Here is an 8,060-nt window from a genome sequence, read left to right on the forward strand (position 1 = left end):
AGTCCGTCCCGATCTGGCCGCGCTCGAGACCGACGCGGCGAACGCCCAGGCCGAGGTGAACGGCCTCCTCGAAGAGCGGGCGCGCGCCGGGGAGCGAAGCCGGCAAATCGACGGTTCGGTCGGGGAGCTGAAGTTTCTGCAAGGAGAACAGGCCCGAATGGAGGCGCAGCTCGCGGTGGTGGGGCGCGTGGCGGAGGTGGCGAATGGGAAGAATATTTATGGCATTACGCTGCAACGCTACGTGCTCGCGGCGCTGCTCGAGGACGTGCTCGCCGCAGCCTCCCACCGTCTGCGCCTCATGAGCCGGGGCCGGTTCGACCTGCAACGCGCGACGGAGCGCGTGGATCTTCGGGCCGCCGGCGGACTCGATCTGCTCGTGTACGACGCTTACACGGGAACGACCCGGCCGGTACAGACGCTCTCCGGCGGCGAGAGCTTTCTGGCGTCGCTGTCGCTGGCCATGGGCCTCGCGGACGTCGTTCAGTCGTACGCCGGGGGAATTCGTCTCGAGACGATTTTCATCGACGAGGGGTTCGATTCGCTCGACCCCGAAACCCTCGAGCTCGCTTTCCAGGCGCTGGGCGAGTTGCTGAAAAGCGGCCGGCTGGTCGGGCTCATATCGCATGTAGCCGAGCTGACTGAATTGGTCCCGGCACGACTCGAGATCACCAAGGGCAAGCATGGCAGCCATGCCCGGCTCGTGCATGGCGAAACACGCATCGCCCGGCAGGTCGCGGCGGAAGCCTGAAAAAATACGCGGTCTTGACCGTAACGCTCATCACTTTCGCGGTTACTGCCACCGCCACACCGTGATACACTTTCATCCCACAGATTGATTATGGCGGTGAGAGCCGGTCCCCTCGGCGACGGAAGCTTGTGAACCCGGTCAGGTCCGGAAGGAAGCAGCCGCAGCTCGCATTTCGGGTACTGGGGTGTGGTTGGCTCGAACCGCCACCCGTTACGGAAAGCCTGTATCCATGGTGAGCAAAAGCCCGTGAGTTACCAAGTCCTGGCGCGCAAATGGCGCCCCCGAAACTTTTCCGAGCTCGTGGGCCAACAGCACGTCGTGCAGCCGCTGGTCAACGCCCTTGACCATGGCCGGCTGCATCACGCCTTTCTGTTTACCGGCACCCGCGGCGTGGGCAAGACCACCATCGCCCGCATACTCGCGAAATCCCTGAACTGCGAAACCGGCGTTACCTCGAAGCCCTGCGGGCAATGCAGCGCCTGTAAGGAAGTGGACGAAGGCCGTTTCGTGGACCTGATCGAGGTGGACGCCGCCTCGCGTACCAAGGTGGATGACACGCGCGAGCTGCTGGACAACGTGCAGTACGCGCCAACGCGCGCCCGCTACAAGGTCTATCTCATCGACGAAGTGCACATGCTTTCCGGCCACAGCTTCAACGCGCTGCTGAAAACGCTGGAAGAGCCACCGCCGCATGTCAAATTCCTGCTGGCCACCACCGATCCGCAGAAACTCCCGGTCACGGTCTTGTCACGCTGCCTGCAATTCAATCTCAAGCGTCTGCCGCTCGAGCAAATCGCCGCGCAAATCCAGAAGATACTGGATGCGGAAGGCAACGCACACGATGCTGGATCGATCAAGCTGCTGGCGCGTGCCGCCGATGGCAGCATGCGCGACGGCCTGTCGCTGCTCGATCAGGCGATCGCTTACGGCGGCGGTCAGGTCACCGAGCCGGAAGTGCGCGCCATGCTAGGTACGATCGACCAGAATTTCATCGAACAGCTGTTGCAGGGATTGGAGGCCGGCGATGTCGGCGCGTTGCTCAAGGCGGTGACTGAAGCGACGGAATTCGGCCTGGATTACGAGGCGCTGTTGAAAGAATTGCTGTTAACGTTACATCGTATAGCCCTGGCGCAGGCCGACCCAAAGCTGGCGGGCGAAGAGGGCGAGCGCATTCTGGCGCATGCCCAGGCCATATCGCCGCAGGACGTCCAGCTTTACTATCAGATCGGAGTCACGGGAAGCCGTGATCTTCCGTTTGCCCCGGACCCGCGCAGCGGGCTGGAGATGATCCTGTTGCGCATGGTGGCATTCCGTCCGGCGGAAGCGGGTGAGGTACGCACATCCGTTCCAACTGCCGCCGCACCGCCAACCAGAACTGCCACCACAGCAACAGCACCACGAACTCCTCCGCCCGTGACAATGAAACCAGCACCCGCGCCTGTGGTAACGCCACCCGCCGCCACGGTGGCGCAAAGCTCTTGTGCTCAGTCCACTAAATGGAGCGAAGTGGTGACCCAACTCGGGCTCGCGGGCCTGGTGCGTGAATTGGCCAACAACACGACGCTCGAATCCTTTGACAACGGCGCCATGGTGCTGGTGCTGGAAGAAGTGCACGGGAAACTGCTCAACAAGGAGCGCGAAGCGGAATTGAAGCAGGCGCTGGAGAAATACTATGGCAATCCGGTCAAGCTGACACTGCGAATCGGGCGTCCCGTGGTGGAAACACCGGCGAAGGAGAAAACCCGTTTGCAGGATGAAAGGCAACAGGCGGCGGTGCAGGCGATCACGGACGATCCCAACGTGCGTGCGCTGCAGGAAAAATTCAATGCCCGGGTGAACCCGGCATCCATTCGACCCAAGGTTTGACGCGAGAGGAACACATGAAAGGCGGACTGGGAAATATCATGAAGCAGGCGCAGGCGATGCAGGATAACCTGCGTAAGGCGCAGGAGCAGCTGGCAACCATCGAAGTCACCGGAAGCAGTGGCGGCGGCATGGTCAATGTCACCATGACCTGCCGGCACGACGTGAAGCGCGTGCAGATCGACCCGAGCCTGCTGCAGGACGACAAGGAAGTGCTGGAGGATCTGGTCGCCGCGGCGATGAACGACGCTGTGCGCAAAGTCGAGAAGACCACGGAAGAGAAAATGGCCGGCCTCACCGCCGGACTCAACATTCCCGGAATGAAGCTTCCGTTCTGAAATACGCATGAACGATGTCACCGTCCTCGAAGCGCTCAAGCAGGCTCTGCGCCGGCTGCCGGGCGTGGGCCCGAAGAGCGCGAGCCGCATGGCCTATCATCTGCTCGAACGCGACCGCGAGGGCGCGCGCCAGATCGCGCAGGCGCTCACCAACGCGGTCGAGCGCATCATCCACTGCAAGCGCTGCAACAATCTGAGCGAAACTGAAATGTGCCCGATCTGCGTGTCGGCACGGCGCGACAAATCGCTGCTGTGCGTGGTCGAGTCGCCCTCCGATCTCGTGTCGCTCGATCAGTCCGGGGTCTACAACGGCCTGTATTTCGTGCTCATGGGGCGGCTGTCACCGCTCGACGGCATCGGCCCGGAGGAAATCGGCATTCCCCGGCTCGAAGCCTTGCTGGATGAAGGGACTATCAAAGAAGTCGTGCTCGCCACCAATCTGACCGTGGAGGGTGAGGCCACCGCGCACTACATCAGCGATCTGGTGCGCGCCCGCCACATCAAGGCCACCCGTATTGCCTATGGCGTGCCCATCGGCGGCGAGCTGGAATACACCGACCGCAATACGCTCGCCCGCGCACTGGCCGGCCGGCGCGAGGCGTGATAAAGATAAGCAGAGATAACTGATTGTCCCGCCCTGGCTGAATGCCGGGGACTGACGATTCAACGCCACGCAGGGAGCCCGCGGTCATGCCCAGTGAGTCACTGCTGTTCATGGTGTTCCTGATCTTCACCGGCGCCGCGGTTTTCGCCACGCTGGCGCTGTATGCGCGCCAAGCGCTGATCGTGTCCTATATCGTGCTCGGCGTGGTGATGGGCCCGTCGCTGCTCGGCTGGGTGACGGATGCCTCGCTCATCAAGGGCGTGGCCGACATCGGCATCATGTTCCTGCTGTTTCTCCTCGGCCTCAACATGCACCCGCAGAAGCTGTTGCGGCTGCTGGGCTCGGCCACGATCATCACCGGGGCGAGTTCGCTGGTTTTCGGCGCTCTCGGCGTAGTGGCCGGCTATCTGCTGGGTTATACCGTCGTCGAGTCGCTCGTGGTCGGCGGCGGGCTCATGTTCTCGAGCACCATCGTGGGCCTGAAGCTGTTGCCGACCACGGTGCTGCATCATCGTCACACCGGCGAGATCATGATCAGCATCCTGTTGTTACAGGACGTGATTGCCATTGTGCTGTTGCTGGTTCTTCAGGCGGGCATTGGACATCAGGACTTGTTCACGGACGTGGGCAGGCTGGCGCTCGCGCTGCTTGGAGTTTGCGGACTGGCCTACCTGGTGGAGCGTTATGTGCTGTTGCCGCTGATTGCGCGTTTCGACGTCATCCAGGAATATATCTTTCTACTCGCGATCGGCTGGTGTCTGGGGCTGGCGGAGCTTTCCGTGTGGCTGGGGCTGTCGCACGAGATCGGCGCTTTCGTTGCCGGGGTGGCGCTGGCCTCCAGCCGCATCTCGCTGTTTATCGCCGAAAACCTGAAACCGCTGCGGGATTTTTTCCTGATCATTTTCTTTTTCACGCTCGGCGCCGGGCTCGATATCAAGTTGCTGGTGGACGTGCTGATGCCGGCGCTCGCGTTGGCGGCCGTGGTGCTCGCGGTAAAACCCTGGGTGTTCCGCTGGCTGTTGTCGAATGCCGGCGAGAGCCCGCCGCGGGCCACGGAAATAGGAGTACGGCTCGGGCAGGGCAGCGAGTTCAGCCTGCTGATCGCGGTGCTGGCTCTGGAGACCGGCGTCGTGCGCCATCAGGCGGCCCATCTGCTCGAACTGACCACCATTCTTTCCATGATGGTCTCGATGTACCTGATCGTCTGGCGCTATCCAACTCCCATCGCGGTGCGCGATGACCTCCGTCGCAACTGATGTGCTGATTGTCGGCTGCGGCGACATCGGTGAGCGCGTCGCCCGGCTCGAACGGTCGGAGGGCCGGACCGTCGCCGGCCTCGTACGCTCGGAGAAATCCGCGCGGCGCCTGCGTGTCGCGGGCATCCGACCAATCACGGCCGATCTCGATGCCCCGGCATCCTTGAATAATCTTCCCGTCAAGGACGCCGTCGTGTATTACTTCGCGCCGCCGCCGGATAAGGGTGTGACCGACCCGCGCATGGAGACGTTCGTTTCGGCGCTGACGCCGTCAAATCTGCCCAAGCGGATTGTGCTGATCAGCACCACGGGCGTTTATGGCGATTGCCGTGGCGAGTGGGTGACGGAGGATCAACCGCCGAATCCGCAGGCGGATCGGGCCAGGCGCCGGCTCGCGGCGGAAACCTCGCTCCAACGTTGGAGCGAGACGAGCGGGGTGCCGATCGTAATCCTGCGCGTGCCGGGTATTTATGGCCCGGGGTATTTGCCCGAGAAGCGGCTGCGCTCCGGCGAGCCGGTGCTGCGCGAGGACGAATCGCCCTTCAGCAATCGCATCCATGCCGACGATCTTGCACGCATTTGCATCGCCGCCGCGCGCCACGGCCATCCGAGCCTTCTCTACAATGTCAGCGACGGTCACCCCACCACCATGACGGATTTTTTCTTTCGCGTGGCGGATGTACTCGGGGTTCCGCGACCGCCGGCGGTTACCATGGAAGAGGCGCGCCGCCGGTTGGGAGAAGGCATGCTTTCGTACCTCGCGGAATCGAAGCGCATCGACAACCGGCGCATGCTCGAGGAACTGGGCGTGGAGTTGATGTATCCGGATCTGGCGGCGGGCCTGGCTTCGTGTTTTGAACGCTGCGGATAGCGGGGGAATAAGGACCATCATTCGCCCAGGAGGGCGTTGAGCTTGGCGGCGCCGATGAAGTCGTTTTCCGACAGCCCCTTGACGCTGTGCGTGCTGAAACGCACGTGACAGCGGTTGTAGCCGACTTCGATGTCCGGGTGATGGTCCTCGCGATGCGCCACCCAGGCGAGCGCGTTCACGAACGCCATGGTTTCGTAGTAATTTTTGAATTTGAAAGAGCGGCTGATTTCGGAAGCGGCCTCATTCAGGGCCCAGCCCGGGATTTGCTGGATCAAATCGGCGGCACGATCGCGCGATAACGGCGGCGTGCCGGGAGCGCAGGGCTTGCAGGATTTGTGCGTGAGATCGTCCATGACGTTCGCCGGTTATTTGAACTTGTAGTAAGTTTCGTTCAGATATTTCACCAGATCGTTCTCCTGGGCCTTTCCCAGCTTAACATCGGTCATGTGCTCGCAATTGTTGATCTGCTCCGTTAATCCCGCGAGGCTCTTGATCTTGCGGTCCTGGCGCTTGTAAACACTGTCGTTGTGACACGAGGTGCAACTGACGTCATGCAGTTTTTTGCCGTTGGCGGCGTCGCCCGGCAAGGTCGCGGCCTGGGTGGAAACGGAAAGGGCGGCGACAATCGGAAATAAAATAAATGACTTGAGCATGGTTCCTCCTTGCGTGCAGCGTCAGGTTTTTCCCGCCAGATGCGCGATGCGCAGTGCGGCGGGCGGGTGTGAATCGTAAAAGGCAGAGTGCAGCGGATCGGGCGTGAGAGTGCTGGCATTTTCCCGGTAAAGCTTGACCAGGGCGCTGACCAGTTCGCCGGCATCGGTCTGTTCGGCGGCGAAGCTGTCGGCCTCGTATTCGTAGCGGCGCGATCCCCAGGCGAGCAGTGGCTGCAGGAAAAAAGTGAATACCGGCCCGATGAGCATGAACAGCATCAATGCTGCGTGGGTCGAGGGCTGCGACATGCCGAGGCCGGTGTAGAACCACGGCTGCGCGACCAGCCAGCCGAGAATCGCGAGCCCGACCAGGCTGAAGGTGAAGGTCAGGAGCATGCGCTTCATGACGTGCCGGCGCTTGAAGTGCCCGAGTTCGTGCGCCAGCACCGCTTCGATCTCCTTCTCGCCCAAGTGTTCGAGCAGCGTGTCGAAGAACACGATGCGCTTGGTCTTGCCGAAGCCGGTGAAGTAGGCGTTGCCGTGGGCGCTGCGGCGCGAGCCGTCCATCACGAATATGCCGCGTGACCGGAATCCGGTGCGTTCCAGCAGCGACTGGATGCGCTCACGCACGGTGCCTTCCTTGAGCGGGGTGAATTTGTTGAAGATCGGCGCGATCAGCGCGGGATAGGCCCAGACCAGCAGCAGCGTGAAACCACCCCACAGCAGCCAGACGTACACCCACCACAGTGCGCCGGTCTCCTGCATCAGCCACAGCGCGGCGATGGCCAGCGGCGTGCCGAGGATACCGAGCAGCAGAGTCTTCTTGATCATGTCGGTCACAAACAGGCCCGGCCTGGTTTTATTGAAGCCGAAGCGGTTCTCGATCACAAATGTCTGGTACACCGACATCGGCAGCCCGAGCAGGCCCATGAAGATAAACGCGCTCAGGATGAAAAGGGTGCCAGTGCCCAATTCGCCCCAGCCGAATCCACGGCACAGACGGTCGAGCCACTCGAGGCCTCCGCCCACGGTCCACACGGCGAGCAGCAGCGTGCCATAGCTGTCCTCGATGCGTCCAAAGCGGGTATGCGCGATGGTGTAGTCGGCGGCCTTCTGGTGATCCTCGAGCGTGATTTTGTTGCGGAAGGCGTCAGGCACGGCATCGCGATTCGCGCTGACATGGCGAATATGGCGATTGGCGAGCCAGAGCTCAGTCAGCAGCGACAGGCCAAGCAGGGACAGAAAGATGATCGTGAAGGTATTCATATCAGAGGAATGTTATCATTCCGGCACAAGAGACAGTAGGTGGCCCGAATAATTCCCTGTTCCGCCAAGGGCGGTGGGATTTTTCCGACTCGAATGGCCCGCATTTAAATCCGGAGAGCGTACATGGCACAAACACCCAGCGGGGCGCAGAGCAGCAATGCCCTGATCTGGATTGACCTGGAAATGACAGGGTTAAATCCGGAAACCGACCGGATCATCGAGGTCGCCACTATCATCACCGACAGCGAGCTGAACATCGTCGCGGAAGGCCCGGTGTTGGCGGTGCATCAGTCCGATGCCATGCTCGCGGGCATGGACGACTGGAATCAGCGCACCCACGCGGGAACGGGTCTGATCGAACGCGTGAAGCAGTCGACGCATTCCGAGACCGACGTCGAGCGCCTCACGCTTGAATTCCTTCAGATGCACGTTCCGAAGAACAAATCCCCAATGTGCGGCAACAG

Annotated in this window: 10 protein-coding genes and 1 other RNA gene; 8 read left to right on the forward strand and 3 right to left on the reverse strand. The window is 61.7% G+C overall.

Annotation, left to right across the window (positions count from 1 at the left end; translation table 11 throughout):
* The 7 genes from WB402_RS06505 to WB402_RS06535 all read left to right on the forward strand — a co-directional run.
* A partial coding sequence (locus WB402_RS06505) for an SbcC/MukB-like Walker B domain-containing protein (protein ID WP_424206125.1) occupies nucleotides 1–748 on the forward strand: 748 nt, incomplete at its 5' end.
* A gap of 101 nt (nucleotides 749–849) precedes the next feature.
* Nucleotides 850–947, forward strand: an RNA gene (gene ffs / locus WB402_RS06510) — signal recognition particle sRNA small type.
* Nucleotides 948–994: 47 nt separating this feature from the next.
* The gene (gene dnaX, locus WB402_RS06515; RefSeq protein WP_424206127.1) at nucleotides 995–2,614 is read left to right on the forward strand and encodes a DNA polymerase III subunit gamma/tau; all 1,620 of its coding nucleotides are present in this window, start codon (nucleotides 995–997) and stop codon (nucleotides 2,612–2,614) included.
* 14 nt (nucleotides 2,615–2,628) lie between these two features.
* Entirely contained in the window at nucleotides 2,629–2,949 is a 321-nt protein-coding gene (locus tag WB402_RS06520; RefSeq protein ID WP_424206129.1) for a YbaB/EbfC family nucleoid-associated protein, read from the forward strand.
* A 7-nt stretch (nucleotides 2,950–2,956) separates the two neighbouring features.
* Complete coding sequence (recR, locus tag WB402_RS06525) at nucleotides 2,957–3,553, forward strand: recombination mediator RecR (protein ID WP_424206131.1); 597 nt, start codon at nucleotides 2,957–2,959, stop codon at nucleotides 3,551–3,553.
* 86 nt (nucleotides 3,554–3,639) lie between these two features.
* Nucleotides 3,640–4,809 (forward strand): cation:proton antiporter, encoded by a 1,170-nt coding sequence (locus WB402_RS06530; protein ID WP_424206133.1) that lies wholly within the window; start codon nucleotides 3,640–3,642, stop codon nucleotides 4,807–4,809.
* Nucleotides 4,790–5,680 carry an SDR family oxidoreductase gene (locus WB402_RS06535; RefSeq protein WP_424206135.1) on the forward strand — a complete coding sequence of 297 codons (891 nt, stop codon included), beginning with the start codon at nucleotides 4,790–4,792 and terminating at the stop codon, nucleotides 5,678–5,680. Before WB402_RS06530 ends, WB402_RS06535 begins: the two co-directional genes overlap by 20 nt.
* A 17-nt stretch (nucleotides 5,681–5,697) precedes the next feature.
* Here WB402_RS06535 and WB402_RS06540 read toward each other — a convergent pair whose 3' ends face one another.
* Genes WB402_RS06540 through WB402_RS06550 form a run of 3 tightly spaced genes read right to left on the reverse strand, consistent with a single transcriptional unit; the run spans nucleotide 5,698 to nucleotide 7,596 of the window.
* Entirely contained in the window at nucleotides 5,698–6,033 is a 336-nt protein-coding gene (locus WB402_RS06540; RefSeq protein WP_424206136.1) for a 4a-hydroxytetrahydrobiopterin dehydratase, read from the reverse strand.
* Between the two features lie 12 nt (nucleotides 6,034–6,045).
* On the reverse strand, nucleotides 6,046–6,333 hold the full coding sequence (locus WB402_RS06545; protein WP_424206138.1) for a c-type cytochrome: 288 nt from the start codon (nucleotides 6,331–6,333) through the stop codon (nucleotides 6,046–6,048).
* 21 nt (nucleotides 6,334–6,354) lie between these two features.
* Nucleotides 6,355–7,596 (reverse strand): M48 family metallopeptidase, encoded by a 1,242-nt coding sequence (locus WB402_RS06550; protein ID WP_424206139.1) that lies wholly within the window; start codon nucleotides 7,594–7,596, stop codon nucleotides 6,355–6,357.
* 123 nt (nucleotides 7,597–7,719) lie between these two features.
* On the opposite strand from WB402_RS06550, the gene orn reads away from it, so the two are divergent.
* A partial coding sequence (gene orn, locus WB402_RS06555; protein ID WP_424206141.1) for an oligoribonuclease occupies nucleotides 7,720–8,060 on the forward strand: 341 nt, incomplete at its 3' end.

It is taken from the genome of Sulfuricaulis sp. (genome assembly GCF_049587675.1).
Classification (GTDB): domain Bacteria; phylum Pseudomonadota; class Gammaproteobacteria; order Acidiferrobacterales; family Sulfurifustaceae; genus Sulfuricaulis.

Coding starts and splice junctions, on each gene's coding strand:
- WB402_RS06520 (WP_424206129.1), top strand. CDS start 2,629: ATGAAAGGCGGACTGGGAAATATCATGAAGCAGGCGCAGGCGATGCAG.
- recR (WP_424206131.1), top strand. CDS start 2,957: ATGAACGATGTCACCGTCCTCGAAGCGCTCAAGCAGGCTCTGCGCCGG.
- WB402_RS06530 (WP_424206133.1), top strand. CDS start 3,640: ATGCCCAGTGAGTCACTGCTGTTCATGGTGTTCCTGATCTTCACCGGC.
- WB402_RS06535 (WP_424206135.1), top strand. CDS start 4,790: ATGACCTCCGTCGCAACTGATGTGCTGATTGTCGGCTGCGGCGACATC.
- WB402_RS06540 (WP_424206136.1), bottom strand. CDS start 6,033: ATGGACGATCTCACGCACAAATCCTGCAAGCCCTGCGCTCCCGGCACG.
- WB402_RS06545 (WP_424206138.1), bottom strand. CDS start 6,333: ATGCTCAAGTCATTTATTTTATTTCCGATTGTCGCCGCCCTTTCCGTT.
- WB402_RS06550 (WP_424206139.1), bottom strand. CDS start 7,596: ATGAATACCTTCACGATCATCTTTCTGTCCCTGCTTGGCCTGTCGCTG.